The organism is Nonomuraea sp. 3N208 (assembly GCF_052245935.1).
Lineage (GTDB): Bacteria > Actinomycetota > Actinomycetes > Streptosporangiales > Streptosporangiaceae > Nonomuraea.
Genome location: NZ_JBQQBR010000025.1, coordinates 57,980 through 79,464, shown reverse-complemented (window position 1 = coordinate 79,464; position 21,485 = coordinate 57,980). Strand labels below are relative to the sequence as shown.

Sequence of the window (21,485 nt, the reverse complement as noted above, 5' to 3'; positions counted from 1 at the left end):
GAGCCGGCGTCTTGTGTGTGGAGCAGGAGCTGAGGGCGAACAGGCAGGAGCCGGCCATGAGTGAGCGCAGCGATCCAACGACGGGCACAGCCGAGCCGATCGTTGGTGACGGCCGGGTGGACTCTGCCACCGAGGCGTTCGTCGCCCACCGCAAGCTGCTGTTCACCGTCGCGTACGAGATGCTCGGATCGGCTGCCGACGCCGAGGACGTCCTCCAGGAAACCTGGTTGCGGTGGATGAAGGTCGACGTGGGACAGGTGCGCGACCAGCGCGCCTACCTGGTCCGGATCACGACCCGGCGGTCGCTCGACCGGCTGCGCACCATGAGGCGCCGCAAGGAGGCGTATGTCGGCCCTTGGCTCCCCGAGCCGCTGCTCACCGCGCCGGACGTGGCCGAGGACTTCGAACTCGCCGAGAGTGTGTCGATGGCGCTCATGCTCGTTCTCGAGACGCTCTCGCCGACCGAGCGCGCCGTCTTCGTGCTGCGCGAGGCCTTCGATGTCGGCTACGACGAGATCGCAGCCGCCGTCGGCAAGAGCCCCGCGGCCGTCCGCCAGATCGCGCACCGCGCCCGCCGGCACGTCGAAGCCCGCCGCCCTCGCGAAGCGGTCTCCCCGAGCGAGACCCGGGCGGCTCTGGAGTCGTTCCAGCGCGCGCTCGAAGCCGGTGACCTGCAGGGCCTGCTTGACGTGCTCGCCCCTGAGGTCGTCCTGGTGAGCGACGGCGGCGGCGTCAAGCAGGCCGCGCCGCGGCCGATCATCAGCGCCGACAAGGTGGCCCGCTTCATCGTCGGTGGCATCGGCAAGGCCGAAGTCGTGCTCACCGGTGACCCCGCCGTGGTCAACGGCAACCCGGCACTCATCCTCCGCGTGGACGGCGAGATCGATGGCGTCGTTGCGATCCGTGTCGAGGACGCCCGTATCACCGGCCTCTACTACGTCCGCAACCCGCAGAAGCTGACCCGCATCGAATCCGAGACCGCGCTCACCCTGCGATGAGGATCGGTGGCGGAATAGCGGCGGCTGACCAGGCACCGCGTCCGGCTTCACCCCCGAAGAGCCCCAACGAACTCAGCCAGGTCTATTAGTGGGAGGTCATTCATGACGACGAGCGTTGCCGGCGAACTCGCCGGCTTGGAGCTGCCGGTCGAACGTGGCTGCCCGTTCGCCCCGCCCGCCGAGTACGAGCGACTGCGCGAGCAGGCGCCGATCAGCAAGGTCCGCCTGACCAGCGGCGGCGAAGCGTGGTGGGTGTCCGGGCATGAGGAAGGCCGGGCCATCCTTGCCGACCGCCGCTTCTCCTCCGACCGGCGCAAGGACGGCTTCCCGCTCTTCAACCTCGATGCGGCGACCCTGCAGCAGCTCCGTAGACAGCCGCCGTTGATGATCGGCATGGACGGCGCGGAGCACTCCGCGGCCCGGCGCCCGGTGATTGGCGAGTTCACCGTGAAGCGGCTGGCCGCGCTGCGCCCGCGGATCCAGGACATCGTCGACCACTTCGTCGACGACATGCTCGCCACCGACCGGCGCCCGATCGACCTGGTGCAGGCGCTGTCCCTGCCGGTGCCCTCCCTGGTGATCTGCGAACTGCTCGGCGTGCCCTATACCGACCACGACTTTTTCCAAAGCCGCACCGCCGTGGTGGTGCGCCGGACCTCGTCATCGGAGGACCGCCGGCGAGCCCTCGCCGAACTCCGCGCCTACATCGACGATCTGATCACTCGCAAGGAGTCCGAACCCGGCGACGACCTGTTCGGCCGGCAGATCGCCCGGCAACGCCAGGCAGGCACCCTCGACCACACGGGCCTGGTGAGCATGGCCTTCCTGCTGCTGACCGCCGGACACGAGACCACGGCGAACATGATCTCGCTCGGCGTGCTCGGGCTGCTCAACCACCCGGAGCAACTGGCCCTGATCACCGCCGACCCGGGCAAGACGCCCATGGCCGTGGAGGAATTGCTGCGCTTCTTCACCATCGCCGACGCGACCGTCTCTCGGGTGGCCACCGAGGACGTGCAGATCGGCGGGGTGAGCATCAAGGCCGGCGAGGGCGTCATCGTCTCGAGCCTGTCGGCCAACTGGGACCCCTCGGTGTTCGAGAATCCGGCCGAACTGGATCTCGAGCGCGGGGCCCGCCAGCACCTCGCCTTCGGATTCGGCCCGCACCAGTGCCTCGGCCAGAACCTGGCCCGGTTGGAACTGCAGATCGTCTTCGACACGCTGTTCCGCCGCATCCCCACCCTGCGGCTCGCCGCACCGGTCGAGGAGCTGGCGTTCAAGACCGACGCCGTCATTTACGGCGCCTACGAACTCCCGGTCGCCTGGTGAGCAGGACATGAGGCGGGTCAAAGCCGACACCGGAGTCTGCGTCGGCTCCGGCCAGCGCGTTCTGACCGGACGGTAGGTGTCAAGCCGGCACCGAGTCCGGGCAGCTCGGGGCCGTCCAGCCAGCGGTGATCGAGCCGGTCCCTTCCGAGAGACGCTTCAGGCGGTGTTTGAAGAAGCGCCCGCTCGCTGCCGGCGGGGTCGTCGTATGCCCCCGCAGGATATGTACCAGGCACATCCTGGGCGGGACTTCGACAGCGGGTCAGACGCGGCTCAGACGGAGACGCTCTCCGGATGATCGGCGAGAATCAGCTCAAGGAAGGCCGTGGCCGCTGGCGACGGTCGGTTATCCCAGATCAGGTGCTCCATCCGCGTGGGAGCATCGCGAAGACGGATGATGCGCAGGTCGGGGAAGCGCGGCGCGTACGCGGCCGGCAGCATGCCCACGCCGAGGCCCTGCCGTACCAGATCGACCATGAAGTCGGCGGACGACACCTCAAAGGGCACCTCACGTCGTACCCCTGCGGCCGCGAAGGCCTCGTCCGACTGTGCTCGCCCGGCCGCGCCGGCGCGGAAGTCGATGAACGGTTCGTCCGCCAGGCTCTGCAGGTCCAACTCACTCTCCGCCCGGTGGTAATCCGGCGCGACGACGGCGACCAGCTCGCCTCCGCCGAGCCGGCGACTCTGGACGCCCTTCGGTTCCGCGCGGGGCGGCAGGCCGAGGAATGCGACGTCGACGCCGCCCCGCCGGACCCGCTCGATCAGGTCTTCGCTACCCGCCGAGGTGAGCGTGATGTGCACCCGCGGATGGCGGCGACGGTAGTCCCTCAGGGCGACCGGCAGGTTGACGGCCGCCACCGTGGGGATGGCGCCGACGGCGAGCCGCCCGCGGATCTCCCCGCTGGCGGCCGCGACCTCGGCCCGCGCGCGGTCCGCGGCATCCAGACACTCCCGGGCCACGGGCAGGAATGCCTCTCCGGCCGGCGTCAGCCGTACGCGGCGGCTGGTGCGCTCGAACAACCGAGCGCCCAGCTCCCGTTCCAAACCGGCGATCTGATGACTGAGCGCCGATTGCACCACCCGGCAATGCTCGGCCGCCCGGGTGAAGTTGCTGGTCTCCGCGACCGCGACGACATACCTCAGCTGCTGCAGCTCCATCCAACCATCATGTATCACGATAGATCACGATGAAAAGTATGTGTTGGACTCATTGATCGATGATCGCGCACCCTTGAACACATGACCGAAACCCTGAAGCGTGTGCCCATCGCCGCGGCCCCTCCGCGGCTGCATCGCGGGCTTCTGCTTCTGATGTCGGTGGCCACCGGGCTCTCGGTCGCGGGCAATTACTTCGCTCAGCCCCTGCTCGAGGTGATCGGGCGGGAGCTGGGGCTGAGCACCACCATGGCCACGCTGATCGTGACTGCCGCCCAGGGTGGGTACGCATTGGGGTTGATCCTCCTGGTTCCGCTGGGCGACCTGGTGGAACGCCGCCGCCTCGCGGTCTTGCTCTTCGCCGGGACCTCGGCGTTCCTCCTGGTGTCCGCCCTCGCGCCGAGCGGTCCGGTCCTGCTGGCCGGTACCGCGCACGGCCTCGGGCATGCTTTCCGCACTCGGCGGCTGGCGGACGATCTACTGGCCGAACGCGATCCTCGTGGCGGTCGTCGCCGTCTTGCTGTGGCGATTCCTCCCGCGCCTGCACACCCCCATCGGGCTGTCCTATCCGGCGCTGCTGCGATCGACGCTTGCGATGTTCCGCCACGAACGGCTGCTGCGGTGGCGGATCGCGGGCCGGCTGGCCGACCGCGGATGGGTGCAGTGGGTCAGCGGGATCGGCACCGCGGTCCTGGCGCTGTCCTGGCCGATGATCGGCGCCGGAGCGGTCTCGCTGGGCTGCCTTGTCGCCGGGACCGCGTTCTTTCTTGGCGGTGCCGCCGGATCGCTGCTGACGTCCGTGGCCTGGACCGGAGCCGGTTGGACCGGGGTGAGCCTGCTCGGCGGCACGCTGTCCACCGCGACTTTCGTGCTGTGGGCGCTGGAACGCGTCCGAGCGAAGAGGAGCTGATCAATACCGTAGTTTTATTCGTTTATCCGTAAGTCTGCAACCTGAAACAATCAGAAAGAAGAAAATGACCACATACGATGAACGCCCGAACTCGACCTTGAGATCATGGCTGGGTGTTTCAGCGATCACGGCCAGTCTATTCGTCTTCCTCACTACCGAGTTGATGCCCGTTGGCCTACTTACTCCGGTAAGCACAAGCCTGGGCATATCAGTGGGAATTGCCGGGCTGATGGTTACTCTGTACGGCGTCTCAGCCGGGCTGGGCGTACCGTTCATCGTGGCATGGACCAGGCGCGTCAACCGACGCGTCCTGCTGTCCACGCTCCTGGCGATATTGACCCTGGGAAACGTGATCACCGCCATCTCGCCGAACTATCCGCTGGTCTTGACAACGCGGCTCATCATGGGATTTGCCAGCGGCGTGTTCTGGGCCATAGGCGTGAGCATGGCCATGCGCCTTGTTCCGGAACGCCACGCGAGCAGGGCGGCCGCGATCGTGATGTCCGGCATCTCGATCGCCGCGGTCGTGGGCATACCGCTGGGAACAGTCCTGGAAAGCCTCACCGACTGGCGAACCACGTTCCTCATCTGGGCCGGCCTCAGTGCGCTGGTGTTCCTCGCGGTCGTCGCCATAATCCCATCGCTACCGTCGGCGAACGCGGTTTCAGTGCGGGAAGTCTTCGGGCTCCCGCTCAAGAACGTGCCGCTACGTTCGGTGCTGTTCACCGTCGTACTGTTCGTGCTCGGCCATTTTGGTGCGTACACCTTTGTACGCCCCTACTTGGAGGACAACGCATCCGCGACGCCCTTCTTCATCACTGTGATGTTGATGGTTTATGGCGTCGGCGGCGCGGCCGGAAACTTCATCGCCGGATACACGGTGAACAAAAATTTGAGGGGCAGCTTCATCGTCGGCTGCGCGGGACTCGTGGTGTCCTTGCTGTTGCTGCTCGCGATCGGTCACGGGCAGGCCGGTTCGATCATCTCGCTGATTCTCTGGGGGATTTCCTTCGGCGTCGTCCAGTTGTGCCAGGTCAACATGACGCAAGCCGCCGCGCCTGACACCTTCGAAGCCGCGATGTCACTCAACACCATGGCATATAACACGTCTATTGCGCTCGGGGCGCTTTTCGGTGGGCTGTTCGCCGATCATCTGGGTGTCACAAGTGTCGTCTGGTTCGGCGTGGCACTGACAGCGGCTTCGCTGCTCCTCACCCTCAGCACCCGCCAGAGGACCTCACACACCGTCCCCAACAATGCGTTGGCCGCCACTGAATAAGCCAGTCCTCCCATCCTGATGAAGCAGTTGATAGAGAAGATTATCGATGCATGTGAAAGCCTTTGATCACCTGGTGCTCAACGTGCGGGACGTTGAGCGAGCACTGGCGTTCTACTCGGGAACACTCGGACTCGAGGAGGAGCGGGTTGCGGAGTGGCGGGCGGGTAAGGCGCCCTTCCCGTCGGTACGGGTCAACGAGGCCACCATCATCGACCTGGTCGACTGCCCGCGTGGCGAGTCGAACGTGGACCATTTCTGCCTTGTCGTGGATCCTGTGGACTGGCAGCAAGTGATCGATTCCGGCGTCTTCACCGTGCTGGAGGGGCCGGTCCGCCGGTTCGGCGCGCGTGGCGAGGCGCAGTCGGTGTATGTGCAGGACCCGGACGGCAATACCGTCGAGCTGCGCTGGTATCCCCAGGATGCCGAGCGGTGAGTCGTGCCGGGATCATGGTAATCCCGCCGGCCGGCTCCGTCCGCAGTTCCCGCTTCGTGGGGTAGGCCGGCCGAGGCTCCGCGCTGGACGTCGATCGTCAGCCTGCGACCAGGTCCATACGGAGGAACTCGGTGATGCGGAGCAGCCTCGGTGGGCGTGCCACCTCACCGGGGAAGGCCTGGAACGCCTCCTCCTCCCCGACGAGGCGTGGGGCGGTGAGTTCCATCTCCCTGCTGTCGGCCCGGAGCCGGGCACCGCCGGCGGCCAGGACGTTCTGCACCCAGTCCGAGCGCGATCCATACACCAGAACGAACAGGTAGCCGCCGTCGACGGGATGCGCATCGAGCGGTGTGCGGTACGTCGCGCCGGAAAGGCGACCGACGTGAATCAGCACCGGCCACCTCCCGCCCGCGATCGCGCGAGGGTTGAACACCCTCTTGTTCACGTGCCCCCACCACCTCGGCATCGGCATCGGGATCTCCTTCTCCGGCCCCGGCGGGGCGTGTCGTGGGTCAGACGTTCGCCGAGCCCCAGCTGACGCCAATCCGGGAGGACTTCCATCAGTAAGGCGGCTTACGTGTGTAAGGCTGGCTTACGCTTGTAAGGTTGTCAACCCGCCCATCCCCGGGAGCCGTCGTGTCACCACCACCACAACCGCTCAGCAGAGGTCTCGTGCTGCAGGCCGCGATCCGAGTCGCGGATCGCGGCGGCGTGGAGGCGATCACGATGCGACGGGTGGCGCAGGAAGTGGGCGTGGAGGCGATGTCGCTCTACCACCACGTACCGAACAAGGACGCGATCCTCGACGGCGTGGTCGACATGGTGTTCGCGGCGATCAAGTTGCCCAGTGTCGAGTGCGACGATTGGCGCGAGGCGATCCGTGCGCGCGCTTCCTCCGCGCGTGCGGTCCTGTCGCAGCACAGCTGGGCTCTCGGCCTCATGGACTCCCGTCGCAACCCGGGGCCGGCGACGCTACGCCACCACAACGCCGTCCTCGGTGTCCTCCGGGAGGCGGGGTTCACGCTGCCGATGGCCGCGCACGCTGTCTCGCTCATCGACAGCTACATCGCCGGGTTCGTCCTCCAGGAGGCGAATCTGCCGATGACGACGCCGCACGATGTCGAGGAAGTGGCCGGCGGCATTCTCGAACACCTGCCGGCGGACGAGTTGCCGTACCTCACAGAGATGATCGTCGACCACGCCCTGCGGCCGGGCTACGACCACACGAGCGAGTTCAGCTACGGCCTGGACCTGATTCTGGATGCGCTCGAAGCTCGCCGGAGGTAGAGCGCCCGAGAGCGAGGTGGCCACGTTCATCGCCTCGCGGGCACGCAACAGCCGCGACTCGCGCCGGGAGCGGCCCGGATACGCCGGGCGGCGCAGAGGGTCGTGTGCGTGCCGTTCGCTCACACGCTGAGATCGCTCAGTGGGGCATCTTCTCTCCGGCCTCGATCGCGAAGGGGAGCCGGTTGGTCGATGGCGGCAGTGGGCAGATAGGGAAGTGCTCGCTGAACGCGCAAGGCAGGTTGACGGTGCGGTTGAAGTCGAGCATCACATTGCCCTCGCTGTCCGGGCTGGGGATGTCCAGGGAGCGGCCGGCCCCGTAGGTGGTGACGCCGCTGGTGGCGTCGGTGAAGACCGTGAGCAGCATTCCGTGGGAGCTGAGCACCTGGAGGGTGTGCTCGGTGCCCGCGTACTCGAAGTGCACCAGGCCGGGCGTTTCGTGGGTGTGGGCGCTCCAGTCGACGGAGTCGAGCGTCACGGAGGTGGGCGAGTCGTAGCGTTCGAGTCGGCCCGGGAACACCCATCGCGGGCTGGGCTCGTAGATGGGCACGCCGTCGAAGTCGCGTCGTGCCGGTGAGTTCGGGTCGTAGGTCACGATCAGGTACGTGCCCCGGTAGGTGATGCCCACCTCTCGTTCGCCCATGATGACCCGGAGGTCGTCGGGGGCGCCGGCGAGGGTGAGCCGGCGTTCGGCGGTGAAGGTTTCCTCGCCGAACGCCATCGGCGTGCCCTGCGGGTCGATGTGGATGGCGTCCCCGTGCTGCCACCACCGGCCGGGCAGCCCGGGATAGTGCCGGGGCGTATCGTCGAGCCATTCGTGCGAGGTGGCGGCCAGCCAGCCCAGGGGCTGGGTGAGCCATTGCTCCCAGCCGGCCCTCCACTGCTGCCAGGCGCGTGTGAACTCCTGCGGGCTGGTGTCGTCGCCGGTGATCGGGCTGGTGGGAACGTGGGCGTCGCTCATCGTGGTTCTCCGTTTTCTTGTATGTGCCGGTCAGTGCGTGGTCGTGGTGGGGCGGGCCCACGTGGCGAAGAGGGTCAGGGCGAGCAGGGGGAAGACGACCCCGGCGGTGAGGGCTGTGGCGATCGCCCCCGCCTCGCCGGCTCCCCCGGCGGCGGCGCTGCCGTACACGGTGGTCATCACGGCCAGGCCCAGCGCGCCGCCGAGCTGCTGCATGGCCTGGTTGAGGCTGGAGGCGGCACCGAGATGGGCCGCAGGCGCCTGGTGCATGATGACGGCGGTGAGCGGCGCGACGGTCAGCCCCGCGCCGAGGCCGAGCAGGACGAACGGCCCGAGAAGTCCGCCGGCGAAGGTGTCGGCGGCGTCGATCCGCGACATCCACAACAGCCCGGTGAGCAGGCCGAACATTCCGAGGGAACCGACGATCCGCTCCCCGTGTCGCGTCACCATGCGGCTGGTCAGGATGTTCGTGACGAGCAGCGCGGCGCTGAAGGGCAGAACGGACAACCCCGTCTGGAGAGGGGTGAAGCCCAGGGCGTTCTGGGTGAACAACGCGGCGAAGTAGAGGAAACCGGCCTGGCCCGCCGGGATCAGCATCATGGCCAGCAGGGGGGCGGCGCTGCGCGTCCTGGTGAAGAAGCTCAGCGGTACGACCGGGGCGGCGTGGCGCCGTTCGATGAGGACCAGGGCGAGCAGCCCGGCGATCGCCAGCGCGAACGAGACGAGGACCGGTGGGCTGGCCCAGCCCTGCGACTCGGCATTGATGAGGCCGTAGACGAGGGCGGTCATGCCGGTCGTGGATGCGACGGCCCCGCCGACGTCCAGGCGGGCCGGCGCGCGGGGTGCCTCCGGCACCAGCAGGCGTACCCCGACGAGGACGACCAGGCCGATGGGGATGCTGACGAACATGACCCATTCCCAGCCCAGTGACGTGGTCAGCAGCCCGCCGAGGAGCAGACCGAGTGCGGCGCCGATGCTGATGGCCAGAACGAACACGGTCATCGCCCGGCTGCGCTGGGGGCCCGGCCTGGTGATCCATATCAGCAGCACGAGCGTGCCCGGGGCGGCGAGCGCCGCTCCCAGACCTTGCAGGACGCGGGCGGCGATGAGCATCGCCGGCATCGTGGCCGCCCCGCCCAGCGCCGAGGCGACGATGAAGATCGACACTCCGATCAGCAACGCGCGCCGCGGGCCGATGATCGACCCCACCCTGCCGCTGAGCAGGACCAGACCGCCGAAGACCAGGGCGTAGGAGGTGACCACCCAGGACAGGCCGGTCGCCGAGAAGCCCAGCGCGTGCCGGATCTGCGGCAGCGCGACGTTCACCACGCTGTTGTCGATCACCAGGATGAGCTGGGTGAGGCACAACACGATGACCGCCGGGTACTGCAGGCGTTGTGAGGAGGGTGGGTGGTCGCCGCTCTCCGCCGGCCGTTGATCCGGCGGGATGACGCGGTCGTCGCCCGGATCGTGGCCGGCGCTCTGGAGGGGTTGGGTACTCACCGTGGGCGTCCTTTCTGACTGTGGCCAGTGCTGACTGTGTTCGGCGCCTGGCAGGCGTCGCACGGCTGCGAGTCTGCGTCACCCCCGGAAATGGACGCACGAAAAATTGCCGGCCCGGCAAGAGACGCCCCGAGGGAATTCGAGCGCATACGTGGACGGTTGACGCCATGGCCCGATGTGGACCCGCGTGCGGCGCTTGCATTCCGCGTTGCCGAACCAGCAAGGATGGCCACTGTGGACGACGATCTCGACGCCGCGCTGACGGCCCTGGGTCCGAGGCTTCGGCGGATGCGCCGCCATCGCGGCCTGACCCTGGCCGACCTGGCCACGGAGACCGGCATTTCGGAGAGCACCCTGTCGCGCCTGGAGAGCGGCGGGCGGCGGCCGAACCTCGAACTCCTCCTCCCGCTGGCCAGGGCCCACGGCATGCCACTGGAGGAGCTCATCGGGGCACCGCAGACCGGCGACCCGCGCGTTCACCTGCGGCCGATCCAGCGCGACGGCATGACGTACATCCGGCTGACCCATAAGGCGGGCGGCACCCAGGCGTACAAGCTGATCATTCCCGGGGCGACGGGCCCTGCGGAGCCCGATCCGCAACGCCATGAAGGGTATGAGTGGCTCTACGTGCTCAGCGGCCGGCTACGGCTCGTGCTCGGTGACCGGGACCTCATCCTGGCGCCTGGTGAGGTGGCCGAGTTCGACACGCATGTCCCGCACTGGATGGGGAACGCCGGGGCCACGCCGGTCGAGCTGCTCATCCTGTTCGGGCCCCAGGGGGAACGCGCTCACGTACGTGCCCGGCCGCGCCCGAGCGGCGGCTGACGCGCGGGAGCCTCCCCGAGGCCATCGAGCAGGCGCACGCCGAGTTCGCCATGCTCCAGGCCGGTACGCCAACACCCCCGGGCGGACCGCTCAGCACCGTCTCCCCCGCGCGCACCCACAGCCGTTCCTCGATCAGCCGGGCGCGCGGGTTGCCCCGCTTGTCGGCACCGACGGCGTAGACATCGCGCCGCCGCAGCGCCGCATGCAGCGCCTCCAGGATGCAGAAGGTGCGGGCTTGATGTACATGTCCCAGTAGTGCGCGGCGAGGTCGTCCGGGTTGACGAGCGGGCCGACCGTGTCGTGCATCGCCGATGCGGCCATCTCGCCCATCTCGCCCATCTCGCCCATCTCGCTGCCGGCGATGAAGGCCGCGATGAACAGGGTCCCGGCGTAGATCCCGGCCTCGGCCGGGCTCGATCACCGCCGCCGACGTCTCAGTCGAGAATTACCTCATGTCCTGCGCCGTTCAGGATCGGGTGCGCTCACCGTCACTGAACGGCGGGATGTTGTGGTTGATACGGAAAAGGTGGTTCGGGTCATACTTCGCCTTCAGCGTGGCCAGCCGCCGGTAGTTCGCCTCGGTGTAGGCCCGCCTGACCCGCTCTGGAGCCGAGTCGTGGTCGAACAGGAACCCCGGAAGCATGGCGCCGGTGTCCCACAGCCGGAGCCGCTCCAGCACCTCGTCTGCGGCCTTGCGCGTCGCGTCGGCTTGCCCGGCCGGCATCCGCAGCCACAGGTGGAAGGCCGCGCCCTGGGTGCTGACCGCGTGCGAGCGGCCGGGCGGCCGGTTCAGCGCTCCGCCTAGGTGACGCAGCTCGATGCCGAGGAACGGGCCGCCGGGCGTCGACGGGTCGATGAGCGAGACCAGCTCCTCCACGGCCTCGTCATCCAGTTCGTGCAACAGCGCGCTGCGCAGGTGCGTCATGACTGGGTTCTTGGGGTCTTGGTAGATCTCGGTGATCTGCGTGTACGGCATGGCGCCGCAGGTGTCCTTCTCCGGGCCGAGCGCACGCAACGGCTCCACCAGCCGCGCGCCCTGCTCCTCCTCCCCCGTGTAGACCACCCGGACCTGCGCGAACGAGCGGCCGCGGAACTCCTCGGGCAGCTGCGGCGCGTCGGGGAAGCGCAGCAGCGTCACAGAGGACGACATCTCCTCCGGCTGCTCCTTGGCCCAGGCCAGGTAGGAGCCGAGCACGTGGGCGGCGTGCCTGGGGTCCTCGCCCGGGTAGTAAAGCTCACCACCGTAGATGGTGCGCAGCGGCAGCAGCTCGATCTCGGACGCGACCACGACACCGAAGTTGCTCTTGCCACCCCGCACCGCCCAGAACAGGTCGGGCTCCTGGGTGGGCGTGACGGTGCGGAGCCGGCCATCGGCGGTGACGATGTCGAGCGAGCGGACGTAGTCGGCGGCGAAGCCGTACGTGCGGCCGGTCAGTGGGAGCCCGCCGCCGGTTAGGTAGCCCATCACCCCGACCTGGCCGGAGGAGCCGCACAGGGGCGCGAGGCCGTGCTCGGCTGCTGCGGTGAGCACTTCACCCCACCGCAGCCCGGCTCCGATCCTTGCAGTGCCGGCACGCGGGTCCACCGACAGCTCGCGCAGCTCCCCAGTGGCGATGAAGACGGCTCCATCCGCAGGCACCGACTTGCCGTGCCCGGTCGACTGCACCGCAACCGAGCGTCCTGCCTCCACCGCGAACCGGACGGCAGCGGCCACGTCATCGGCGTCGGCGGCGACCACGACCGCCGCGGGCCGGTGCTCGACCGTCAGCAACCAGCCGGAGCAGGCCTCCTCAAAGCCCTCGTCACCGGGGTAGAGCGTGCGCCCACGGATCGGCGCGCCCAGGCTCACCAGGGTGTGCCAGGCTGCCTGCCCGCCGGCGAGGCGGTCGCCGGTGAACGCGGCCGAGGTGGTGGTGTGCACCAGCACGCCGTCGGGGGTGTACACCCTGGCGGTGCCGATCCCGCGATATACGGCCCCCTCGAGGTGAGCCTCGACATGGATCTGCACGCGGCCCGAGTGGCCTGCCGCCGGAGTGAAAATCTCGGTGAGCTCGTAGGAGAAGCGGCCGGGCTGCCCAGCGCTCCACACCCCGGTGCCCACGCTGCGGGGGGTGCGCAGCGCAATTGCGCCATCAGGGGCGAACGAAATGGTGAAGGAGTCGGTCTGGTCATCGTGGTGCATCAGACCGGTCCAGACCCCCACGGGGCTCTGGGCCGCGTCGGTCGCGGAGTTCGTATCCAGCATGTCAGTTATCTGCCTTTCCAGCGTGTCAGTGGCCACGGTGCCGAGCGCCATCCAGCGACGTGGTGGCGGCGCGCTGCCGGGCAGGCTGCCTGGCGCACTGATGGTGGCTGTGCTCAGGAGAGATCACGCCTCTCCACGACGAAATGTTGGACAGACCAACGTTGGCTCGGCCAACCATACACGTAATCGTGGGTGCGGCCAACAACTTGCTAGATTGCCCTTGTGGACACCGCAGAGGGAACGCTGCCGCAGCGGCTACGCACGCTGCCGAGCAGGTTGACCAACCATGCAGCACTGATCGCCAACCGGATCGTGGATCAGGCGCTCGCCCAAGCCGGCGTTCGGCGCTACCACTACGCCCTGCTCGCCGCGCTGGAGGAGTTCGGCCCGGCCAGCCAGGCAGCCCTCGGTCGCCGCACCGGCATCGACCGCAGCGACATGGTGGCGACCGTCAACGACCTCGCCGAGCGGCAACTCGTCAAGCGCGCACCCGACCCAGAAGACCGCCGACGCAACATCATCACCATCACCGCGGCAGGCCGAAGCCAAATCACCCATCTCGACCGGCTGCTCGCCGCCGCCCAAGACGAGTTCCTCGCCCCGCTGCCCGCGGCCGACCGGCGGGACCTGATCGACCTGCTCACCCGCCTCGTCGATCGTCACGGCGACAAGCACAACTGATGTGTCATTCGATGATCGGGAGTACGCCAACCCCTCCCACCGCTGTATCCCCGCGCCCGGCTGCTGAACGGTGCCCAGCGGCAGGCGGTGCGCGAGGACGTGCTGGCGGGCCTGAACCTGGAGGCCCCGGTCGAGGAGCACCTGGCCGATCGGGTGCGGTGCTGGATGCCGCCTGGCGCCTCTTTCCGGTGGACAGCACCCGAGCTGTTTCTTGGATTGGATATTGGTTCTGTAGGTGTGTTCAGACCCGACCACCTCTACGCGGCGATGTGCGACGCCGAATGGAGCCATGGACACCTTCGACGGTTTCTGGGTCTAACGGAGTGAGGTGGCCGGTGGTGCACCTGGCAGGTGACTGGAGCGCCGTCGTGGATGCGAGGGCGGCGGAGCGTGGGGTCAGGATTCCGCGTGCCGGTCGAGGCCGAGCGTGGCGATGAGGTCTTCGTGGAGCTCGAACCAGACACGATGGCAGGAGTCGACGTCGGTGCGGTCGACCCAGATGCCCTCCCCGGATCGGGCGCGCGCCAGGGCTGTGGTGAATCGTGTGTCGTAGCCGCGGAACCGTGTGAGGACGCTCCCGAGCCGGTCTGCGAGTGGCGTGAGTGCGCGGTCGATGCCGGCGAGCTCGTAGAGGACTCGGGCGTCCCAGGCGTAATCGGAGTGGTCGTTGACGGCGAGCCGATCGCCGGCGGTGGGCCGGAGTTGCCAGTCGGTGCAGGCTCTTAGTAGGAGGGCGTTCAGCGGGAGGAACTCGCGGTAGACGTCGCGGACCTCGTCGGCGCCGCCCACGCGTGCGAGCTCGGCCGCGAGCTGGCGCTCATTCTCGGCTCGGCCCGGTTCGGTCAGCGACCAGCCTCCGGTGCCGGCGAAGGCGGTGTGCTCGACCCAGCCACGTGCCTCGGCGTCGAGTAGCACCTCTTTCGTCTCGGCCGCATCGAGGCCGTACCGCTGAGCGATCACCGGGGTGTCCGCGAACCCGGTGATGCGCACAGCGTGCAGGACCAGGAGGGCGGGTTGAGAGTCTGGCGTCACGAGTCGGCGTCCTGTCGTGCTGTCAGGCGGGTGAAGTGCTGCTGGCACGCCTGCGGGGAGTTGAACTCCATCGCGTGCGCCATCTGTGCCCAGGTCAGCCCTGCGCTCCGGGCGATGAACAGCAGGGCGGATTCGAGTCCTTCGACCTCGGCGCGTGCGGCGGGCAGGAGGGCGAGCGCGCTCAGGATGTCCTCCGGGTCCAGATCAGCGTTGCGCCAGACGGCGAACTGCACAAGGTCGACCGCCGACGGCGGGACGGGCGGGGGTCGCCACGGACGGGCGTCGAGCGCATCCGCGCCCAGGCCCAGAAGACGCTCACGCGCGTCCCGCTCACGCTGGGCCTGGTCGTGGTCGGCGTGCGCGCTGTGAGCGGTGATGTCCTGCTTGCGTGCCATGCGACTCATGATGCACAATCAACAAAATGTTGTCAACAACCTGTTGAAAGGCAAGCGGATGATCGTACCTCTCATGGAGGCTGTCGCCGATACCTGCGGGGGCAAGGCCGGCACACTTGGCGCGTTGCTCCGCGCGGGTCTGCCGGTTCCTGATGGCTTCGTCGTCTCGTTCGCCGCTTACCGCGCCGCTGTCGGCGACCTAGGCCTCGAACGGTTCGCCGGCGAGCCGGACGATCTTGCCGCGGCACGGCAGGCGATCGCGGCCCGCCCACTCCACGCCACCGTGATCGACGCGCTGGGACGCGCGCTTGACGAGCTCGGCGACCCGCCCGTGGCGGTAAGATCATCGGCGGCAGATGAAGACACCGGTCAGGCGTCGGCGGCCGGTCAGCACGAGAGCTTTCTCGCTGTGCACGGAGTCAGCGAGGTCGCCGATGCCGTACGCGCCTGCTGGGCCTCGCTGTTGTCCCCACGTGCCATCGCCTACCGGGCTGGCTCCGGCCGCGACGACCAGCCATGCAATGATCTTGCGATGGCCGTCATCGTCCAACACCATCTGGACGCCGAGGTGTCCGGGGTCATGTTCACACCCGCAGGCCCGAACAACGCGACCGAGATCGAGGCGTCCTGGGGCCTGGGCCCCAGCATCGTCGGAGGCACGGTCACGCCTGATGCCTACCACGTCGCCGACGACGGGACGGTCACCCGCACCATCGCAGACAAACGGACCCGCCTCGACCGGCGTGGCACGCAGCTCGTCGTTCGCGACGTGCCCACCCGTGCCCGGCACCAACCGACGATCGACGACGCGACCGCCACGCAGCTCGCCGAGCTGGGCAAGGAGATCGCTGCCGTACTTGGCGGACCGCAGGACATCGAGTGGGCGATCGTCGACGGCCGCACCTGGGTTCTGCAAGCACGGCCGATCACCGCCGCACCCCCACGGCGGCCTTTGCCATCCGGCACCTCCGATATCCCGGCCGCCACACTCACCGGGACACCGGGTAGCCACGGGACCGTGACCGGCACCGCGAGGATCGTCCGCGGCCCGGGCGACTTCGCGCGCGTGCACCCGGGCGACATCCTCGTCTGCCCCTTCACCGACCCCGCTTGGACACCGCTGCTGCGCATCGCCGCCGGCGTCGTCACCGAAACCGGAGGCGTGCTGTCCCACGCCGCGATCGTCGCCCGCGAGCACGCCATCCCCGCCGTCCTCGGCATCCCGAACGCAACAATCAGGCTCCACGACGACACCCTCATCACCATCGACGGCACCACCGGCACCGTCACGGCGACCAACGCGTGACCGATCACTTCCGTCCCTGGCCGGGAGTCATCGCCAGAAGCCGCACGCCGCCGACGTAGCAACAATGTCGGCAGTCGCAACGGGTACCCGCCCCGCCCCATTCGCCGACGACGATCGCGCCGCCCGGCCGTGCAGGGCCTCCTCTGCCTCTGCCAGACCAACGGCCGACCCCACCGAACCCACGCCGACGGAGCGAAAGGAGAGGGACGGCGGCCCCGCACGGGCACCGCTCCCCCAACTGCTGATGACAACGCGACACCTCTACCTGGCACGCCACGGCGCGGCCGACGCGTTTGGGGAGCTCACCGGCATCGGGCGCCGGCAGGCGGGCCTGCTGGGCGAACGGCTCGCCGGCGTACCGGTCGACGCCGTGTGGCACTCTCCGCTACCACGCGCCGTAGCAAGCGCGCACGAACTCGCCCGGCATCTGCCGAACGTGCCCGTGGCTGAGGCCGCCGAACTCGTCGACCACGTGCCCTACGTCCCCAGCGCGGCCGAAACACCCCCGTCCTGGGCCGGCTTTTTCGACGGCTACGACGACACCGAGGCAGCCTCGGGCCAAAGGCTCGCCGAGGCTCTGGTCGCCCGGTTCGCGAAGGTCCCCGACATGACCGCGGAAGGGACCCGGCCCGACACACACGAGGTCCTGGTGACGCACACCTACCCGATCGCGTGGCTGATGCGGCACGCGCTGGATGCGCCGCCGTCCCGGTGGCTCGGCCTGAACAGCGCCAACACCGCGCTGACGGTCATCGAGTACCGCACCGGTCTGCCGCCCACGATCGTGATGTTCAACGACATGAGCCATCTCCCGGCCGACCTGCGCTGGACCGGGTTCCCCGAAAGCGTGAGGCCGTGAGGTGGCTCCTGCTGTCCGTACGCGTTCCTCCGCGGCAGCCACCGCACGGCCCTGACCACCAGCCCCTGCACCGGGTTAGACCCGGGCAGCGACTTGCCCCGCCCCGGGCTGGCATGACGGCTACCTGAGTCGTGTGTCGCTGACCATCCTGGCGCGCCGCGGCCAGCGTGTATGCGCCCTCGACCAAATTCTTCCGCAGCCGGCTGTGCCCTGGCCCTCACAGCGCGTTCATGGGCGGGTCCGCGGACGCCTGCGACCGTGTGGGAGCGGGACGGAGCCGGTGCCAGGGACGACGGTGTTGGAGACGGTGCCGAGGACGTCGGCGGTGAGGGTGACGGTGTCGCCGGGCTTCAGCGGCGGCGGTGTCTGCGCGCCCCGTACGCCCCAGAGCTCGGCCAGGCAGCCGCCGTTGCCGCAGGTGCCCGAGCCGAGCACGTCGCCGGGCCGGACGACGGTGCCGCGGGAGGCGTAGGCGATCATCTCCTCGAAGGTCCAGCTCATGTTGGACAGCAGGTCGCGGCCGACCATCTCGCCGTTGACCTCGGCGGTGAGGGCGAGGCGGAGGAAGCCGTCGGCGTCCCGGTACGGCTCGACCTCGTCGGGGGTGACCAGGTAGGGGCCGAGGGTGGTGGCGGTGTCCTTGCCCTTGCACGGGCCGAGGCCGACCTGCATCTCGCGCGACTGCAGGTCGCGGGCGGACCAGTCGTTGAACAGGGTGTAGCCGGCGATGTGGTCGCGGGCCTGCTCGGGGGTGAGGTCACGGCCTTCGCGGGCGATGACCACGGCGACCTCCAGCTCGAAGTCGAGCACGTGGCTGCCGGGCGGGACGGGCACGTGGTCGTGCGCGCCGATGAGGGCGTGCGGATTGGTGAAGTAGAAGGTGGGGGCGTCGTACCAGGCGTCGGGCACACCCGCGGCGGTGTCGATGCTGCGTCGCACGCCTTCGACGTGTTCCTCGAATGTGACGAAGTCGCGCATGGAGGGCGGCTGCAGCGGGGGCAGCAGCCGCACCTCGGAGACGTGCGGGCCGGGCGGGTCGCCGAGCGCGGCGGCGCCCGTCTCGTACAGGGTGTCCAGGCCGCCCGCGCGCAGCGGCTCCAGCAGCGAGCCGGTCCCCGGGAGGGGGTGGAGGGCGCCGCCGTCGGCGACGGCGGCGACGTGGCGGCGGTCCCGGTGTTCGTACGTGGCGAAGCGCATCGAGTCTCCGAGCGGGTCAGACGGGCGGGGCGGTGAAGCAGCCGGGGTCGGGGTCGTTGAAGGATTCCTTGGCGACCAGCTCGTTGATCGGGTTGGCGGTGCCCCACTGGTCGGTGACCTCGGGCTGGGAGAAGTCGTAGACGTGCGGGTGCCAGGTGTCCTCGTCGAGTTCCTCCAGCTCGGTGGTGTACTCGACGGTGTTGCCGTGCGGGTCGAGGAAGTAGGTGAAGGTGTTGTCCCCGGCCAGGTGGCGGCCCGGGCCCCAGATCTTGCGGAAGCCCGCGCGCATGACGCGGCCGGAGCCGCGCATGTACTCGTCCAGGCCGCGCATCTCGAACGAGACGTGGTGCAGCGAGGCGTGCGGGCCCTGCGCTATGGCCATGGAGTGGTGCTGAGAGCTGATCCGCATGAAGTGCATAACCTCGCCCATGCGCGGATGGCCGAGGGTGTCCGACAGCCGGAAGCCCAGGTGCTGTTCGTACCATTCGCGGGTGCGGTTGAGGTCCGCGGAATTGAGCACGACGTGCGACAGCCGTACCGGGATCGACTCCTTCTCCTCGATCCGGCGGTGCTGCCTGGCCTCCACGTCGGCGGAGACCTCGATGGTGCGGCCGTCGACGTCGAAGAAGCGGAAGCCGTAGCCGCCGCCGGGGGTGTCGAGCTTGCCCGGCGGGGTGATCAGCTGGACGCCGCCGGCGAGCAGTTGCTCGGCCAGGGTGTCCACGTCCGCTGGGCTCGCGGCGCCGTACGACACCAGGTCGAGGCGCTTCTCGGTGGCCCGGCGCAGCCGCACCACGTACTGCTCGGGGCTCCCCTCGGCGGCGAGGAAGGAGATGCCGGAGTCCTCGGCGACCGTGGTCAGGCCCCAGACGCCGGAGTAGAAGTCGAGCTGCTTGTCGTAGTCGGGAACGGCCAGGTCGACGTGCCGCAGATGGGTGAGCAGGCGTTGGCTCATGTCGTCTCTCCTGTCAGGTTCAGCAGGGCCGCGGCGGTGCCGCCGCGTATGGCGTGCAGGTCGGCGTCGGGGAGGGCGGCGGCGCGCAGCGCGGCCACCGGGTCGTCGGCGCCCATGTCGAACGGGAAGTCCGAGCCCAGCAGCACGCGGTCGGCGCCCGCGGCGCGGACCAGCTCGCGCAGGACGTGCAGGTCGTGCACGAGGGAGTCGAAGTACAGCCGCCGCAGGTAGGCGCTCGGCTCGTGGGCGCAGGTGTGTGCGTCGGGGCGGGCGCGCCAGGCGTGGTCGGCGCGGCCGATGTGGGTGGGCAGGTAGCCGCCGCCGTGCGCGGCGATGATCTTCAGGTCGGGGTGGCGGTCCAGGACACCGGCGAAGATCAGGTGCGACAGCGCGACGGCGTTCTCGACCGGCTGGCCGACGCTGTTGGACAGGTACCACTGGTCCAGCCGCTCGTCGAGAGTGCAGCCGAACGGGTGCAGGAACAGCACCGCCCCGGCCTCCTCCGCCCGGGCCCAGAGGGGCTCGTAGGCGGGGTCGGACAGCTCGCGCCCCGGGGCGTGGCTGGAGATCTCCACACCGAGCAGGCCGAGGGACAGGGCGTGGTCGAGCGCCTCGACGGCCAGGCCAGGGTGCTGGAGCGGCACCAAGCCGAGGCCGCGCAGCCGGTCGGGGGCCTGGGCGCAGTGTTCCGCGGTGCCGTCGTTCGCGATCCGCCACACCGTGCGGGCCAGCTCCGGGTCGGCCCAGTAGTGGTAGTGCGAGGGGGACGGCGAGACGAGCTGGACGTCCACCCCGGCGGCGTCCATGGTGACCAGTCGCGCCTTCACGTCGGCGAGCTTCGCGATCCGCTCCCGGATCATGGCCGCGTTGACGGCGAGCGCCTCGGGGCCGTTGCGGCGCGCGTCCAGCTCGCGGGCGGCGGCCAGGCCGGGATGCCCGGCCACGGCGGCCTCGACCTCGGGCAGCAGGACGTGCGCGTGCACGTCGACGGTGGGGATGCCCCGGCTCATGGGCGCTCGCTCAGCACGGACATGGTGCGGTACATCAGGCCGGGCACGTCGGCGTCCCGCACCCCGTCGAGCAGCCACCGGCACAGTTGCACGGAGCCCTCCACCACCAGCCGGACGCGGGGAATGCGGCGTTCGCGGTACTCGGTGAGCAGCGCCTCGTCCAGGGTGTCGCGGGTAGTGAGCAACGCGGCCAGGACCGAGGCGTCCTCCAGCGCCATCGCGGCGCCCTGGGCGAGGGTGGGCGGACAGCAGTGGGCGGCGTCGCCGACGAGCACGACGCGGCCGCGATGCCAGGCGCCCTCGACCAGCATCCGGTCGAACACGGTGTAGTTGACCCGGGACGCATCGGTGATCGACTCGCGGATCTCGGCCCAGGCGCCGCCGTATCCCTGGGCGAGGCGGCGCATTTCAGCGGCGGCGTCGAGACACTCGAGGCTGTCGCGGTCACGGCTGGGTTCGGCCAGGTAGGCGTAGATCGTGTCCTGGCTCGTGGGGCAGTAGCCGGCGATGTAGCACGGGCCGCCGTAGGTGAGGTCGGTGCGTGTGACGCTCGCCGGACGCGGGGCGGGGGTGCGCCAGATGCCTATGCCGAGCGGTTCGGGTTCGTCGGGGATGCCGACCAGGGCGCGGGCCGCCGACCGGCGTCCGTCGGCAGCCACCACCAGGTCGTACCGGCCGGTCGTGCCGTCGGTGAAGGTCACGTCGACGCCGTCGCCGTCCTCTTGCACCAGGCTCTTGACCGTGCAGCCGAGGCGCACCCGGGCGCCGCAGGCGCGGACCGCGTCGGTGAGGATCAGCTGCAGGACGGGGCGCTGCATGCCGAGGGTGGCGGGCAGGTCGGGGCCGCCGGTGAGCATGTCCTCGGCGACGTGCAGCACGGTCCCGTCGAGGGCGGTCAGCCCCGTGGTGTGGAAGCCGAACCCGTGCTCGCGTACCTGCTCCCAGACTCCGACCTCGCGCAGCACGCGCAGCGCGTTGCCCTGCAGCGTGATGCCGGAACCGCGGACGTTCCAGTCCGGCTGGATCTCGACCAGGTCGACCTGGACGCCCGCACGGCGCAGCAGCACGGTGAGCGCGTTGCCGGACGTGCCTCCGCCCACGACCAGGACGGTGTCCACAGCGGGCATGCTGTAC

Annotated in this window: 22 protein-coding genes and 1 pseudogene; 11 read left to right on the top strand and 12 right to left on the bottom strand. The window is 69.3% G+C overall.

All coding sequences use genetic code 11. The features are described 5' to 3' along the window. Positions 1-56 precede the first annotated feature (56 nt). Positions 57-998 (top strand): RNA polymerase sigma-70 factor, encoded by a 942-nt coding sequence (locus ACTWPT_RS33815; RefSeq protein ID WP_443181564.1) that lies wholly within the window; start codon positions 57-59, stop codon positions 996-998. Between the two features lie 102 nt (positions 999-1,100). Then, the gene (locus tag ACTWPT_RS33810; protein WP_443181563.1) at positions 1,101-2,327 is read left to right on the top strand and encodes a cytochrome P450; all 1,227 of its coding nucleotides are present in this window, start codon (positions 1,101-1,103) and stop codon (positions 2,325-2,327) included. 270 nt (positions 2,328-2,597) lie between these two features. On the opposite strand, the gene ACTWPT_RS33805 is transcribed toward ACTWPT_RS33810, so the two are convergent. After that, the gene (locus ACTWPT_RS33805) at positions 2,598-3,482 is read right to left on the bottom strand and encodes a LysR family transcriptional regulator (protein WP_443181562.1); all 885 of its coding nucleotides are present in this window, start codon (positions 3,480-3,482) and stop codon (positions 2,598-2,600) included. Positions 3,483-3,563: 81 nt separating this feature from the next. Here ACTWPT_RS33805 and ACTWPT_RS33800 point away from each other — a divergent pair. The 4 genes and pseudogenes from ACTWPT_RS33800 to ACTWPT_RS33785 form a co-directional block, all read left to right on the top strand. Continuing rightward, positions 3,564-3,872, top strand: a pseudogene (locus ACTWPT_RS33800) (MFS transporter); the annotation flags it as partial. Between the two features lie 52 nt (positions 3,873-3,924). Then, positions 3,925-4,389: a hypothetical protein gene (locus ACTWPT_RS33795; protein WP_443181669.1), complete on the top strand. Its 465-nt coding sequence runs from the start codon at positions 3,925-3,927 to the stop codon at positions 4,387-4,389. A 64-nt stretch (positions 4,390-4,453) separates the two neighbouring features. Beyond that, on the top strand, positions 4,454-5,668 hold the full coding sequence (locus tag ACTWPT_RS33790) for an MFS transporter (protein ID WP_443181561.1): 1,215 nt from the start codon (positions 4,454-4,456) through the stop codon (positions 5,666-5,668). Between the two features lie 46 nt (positions 5,669-5,714). Further along, entirely contained in the window at positions 5,715-6,101 is a 387-nt protein-coding gene (locus ACTWPT_RS33785; RefSeq protein ID WP_443181560.1) for a VOC family protein, read from the top strand. Positions 6,102-6,198: 97 nt separating this feature from the next. Here the strand turns inward: ACTWPT_RS33785 and ACTWPT_RS33780 are convergent, their stop codons facing one another. Continuing rightward, positions 6,199-6,573 carry a nitroreductase family deazaflavin-dependent oxidoreductase gene (locus tag ACTWPT_RS33780; protein ID WP_443181559.1) on the bottom strand — a complete coding sequence of 125 codons (375 nt, stop codon included), beginning with the start codon at positions 6,571-6,573 and terminating at the stop codon, positions 6,199-6,201. A 200-nt stretch (positions 6,574-6,773) separates the two neighbouring features. Here ACTWPT_RS33780 and ACTWPT_RS33775 point away from each other — a divergent pair, with 200 nt between their 5' ends. Next, the gene (locus tag ACTWPT_RS33775) at positions 6,774-7,388 is read left to right on the top strand and encodes a TetR/AcrR family transcriptional regulator (protein WP_443181558.1); all 615 of its coding nucleotides are present in this window, start codon (positions 6,774-6,776) and stop codon (positions 7,386-7,388) included. A 136-nt stretch (positions 7,389-7,524) separates the two neighbouring features. Here ACTWPT_RS33775 and ACTWPT_RS33770 read toward each other — a convergent pair whose 3' ends face one another. Next, positions 7,525-8,346 (bottom strand): DUF1684 domain-containing protein, encoded by an 822-nt coding sequence (locus ACTWPT_RS33770; RefSeq protein WP_443181557.1) that lies wholly within the window; start codon positions 8,344-8,346, stop codon positions 7,525-7,527. A 30-nt stretch (positions 8,347-8,376) separates the two neighbouring features. After that, positions 8,377-9,846 (bottom strand): MFS transporter, encoded by a 1,470-nt coding sequence (locus ACTWPT_RS33765; RefSeq protein WP_443181556.1) that lies wholly within the window; start codon positions 9,844-9,846, stop codon positions 8,377-8,379. A 234-nt stretch (positions 9,847-10,080) separates the two neighbouring features. On the opposite strand from ACTWPT_RS33765, the gene ACTWPT_RS33760 reads away from it, so the two are divergent. Next, positions 10,081-10,671, top strand: coding sequence for a helix-turn-helix domain-containing protein (locus ACTWPT_RS33760; protein WP_443181555.1), 591 nt, complete (start codon positions 10,081-10,083; stop codon positions 10,669-10,671). 132 nt (positions 10,672-10,803) lie between these two features. On the opposite strand, the gene ACTWPT_RS33755 is transcribed toward ACTWPT_RS33760, so the two are convergent. After that, entirely contained in the window at positions 10,804-11,010 is a 207-nt protein-coding gene (locus ACTWPT_RS33755) for a hypothetical protein (protein ID WP_443181554.1), read from the bottom strand. 127 nt (positions 11,011-11,137) lie between these two features. Beyond that, on the bottom strand, positions 11,138-12,916 hold the full coding sequence (locus tag ACTWPT_RS33750) for an FAD-binding oxidoreductase (protein WP_443181553.1): 1,779 nt from the start codon (positions 12,914-12,916) through the stop codon (positions 11,138-11,140). A gap of 222 nt (positions 12,917-13,138) precedes the next feature. Here ACTWPT_RS33750 and ACTWPT_RS33745 point away from each other — a divergent pair, with 222 nt between their 5' ends. Continuing rightward, entirely contained in the window at positions 13,139-13,597 is a 459-nt protein-coding gene (locus ACTWPT_RS33745; RefSeq protein WP_443181552.1) for a MarR family winged helix-turn-helix transcriptional regulator, read from the top strand. Between the two features lie 396 nt (positions 13,598-13,993). Here the strand turns inward: ACTWPT_RS33745 and ACTWPT_RS33740 are convergent, their stop codons facing one another. Together ACTWPT_RS33740 and ACTWPT_RS33735 are read right to left on the bottom strand one after the other, a co-directional pair. Beyond that, complete coding sequence (locus tag ACTWPT_RS33740) at positions 13,994-14,629, bottom strand: transcriptional regulator (RefSeq protein WP_443181551.1); 636 nt, start codon at positions 14,627-14,629, stop codon at positions 13,994-13,996. Next, a complete protein-coding gene (locus tag ACTWPT_RS33735) occupies positions 14,626-15,024 on the bottom strand; it encodes a DNA-binding protein (protein ID WP_443181550.1) in 399 nt (132 codons plus the stop codon). Before ACTWPT_RS33735 ends, ACTWPT_RS33740 begins: the two co-directional genes overlap by 4 nt. 73 nt (positions 15,025-15,097) lie before the next feature. Between ACTWPT_RS33735 and ACTWPT_RS33730 the strand changes: the two genes are divergently transcribed. After that, positions 15,098-16,330, top strand: coding sequence for a PEP/pyruvate-binding domain-containing protein (locus ACTWPT_RS33730; RefSeq protein WP_443181549.1), 1,233 nt, complete (start codon positions 15,098-15,100; stop codon positions 16,328-16,330). A 244-nt stretch (positions 16,331-16,574) separates the two neighbouring features. Continuing rightward, positions 16,575-17,189: a histidine phosphatase family protein gene (locus ACTWPT_RS33725; protein WP_443181548.1), complete on the top strand. Its 615-nt coding sequence runs from the start codon at positions 16,575-16,577 to the stop codon at positions 17,187-17,189. Positions 17,190-17,417: 228 nt separating this feature from the next. On the opposite strand, the gene ACTWPT_RS33720 is transcribed toward ACTWPT_RS33725, so the two are convergent. Genes ACTWPT_RS33720 through ACTWPT_RS33705 form a run of 4 tightly spaced genes read right to left on the bottom strand, consistent with a single transcriptional unit; the run spans position 17,418 to position 21,478 of the window. Further along, the gene (locus ACTWPT_RS33720; protein WP_443181547.1) at positions 17,418-18,386 is read right to left on the bottom strand and encodes a fumarylacetoacetate hydrolase family protein; all 969 of its coding nucleotides are present in this window, start codon (positions 18,384-18,386) and stop codon (positions 17,418-17,420) included. Between the two features lie 16 nt (positions 18,387-18,402). Further along, on the bottom strand, positions 18,403-19,341 hold the full coding sequence (locus ACTWPT_RS33715) for a VOC family protein (protein ID WP_443181546.1): 939 nt from the start codon (positions 19,339-19,341) through the stop codon (positions 18,403-18,405). Beyond that, complete coding sequence (locus ACTWPT_RS33710; RefSeq protein ID WP_443181545.1) at positions 19,338-20,351, bottom strand: amidohydrolase family protein; 1,014 nt, start codon at positions 20,349-20,351, stop codon at positions 19,338-19,340. Before ACTWPT_RS33710 ends, ACTWPT_RS33715 begins: the two co-directional genes overlap by 4 nt. After that, positions 20,348-21,478 carry an FAD-dependent oxidoreductase gene (locus ACTWPT_RS33705; protein ID WP_443181544.1) on the bottom strand — a complete coding sequence of 377 codons (1,131 nt, stop codon included), beginning with the start codon at positions 21,476-21,478 and terminating at the stop codon, positions 20,348-20,350. Before ACTWPT_RS33705 ends, ACTWPT_RS33710 begins: the two co-directional genes overlap by 4 nt. Positions 21,479-21,485: the final 7 nt, after the last annotated feature.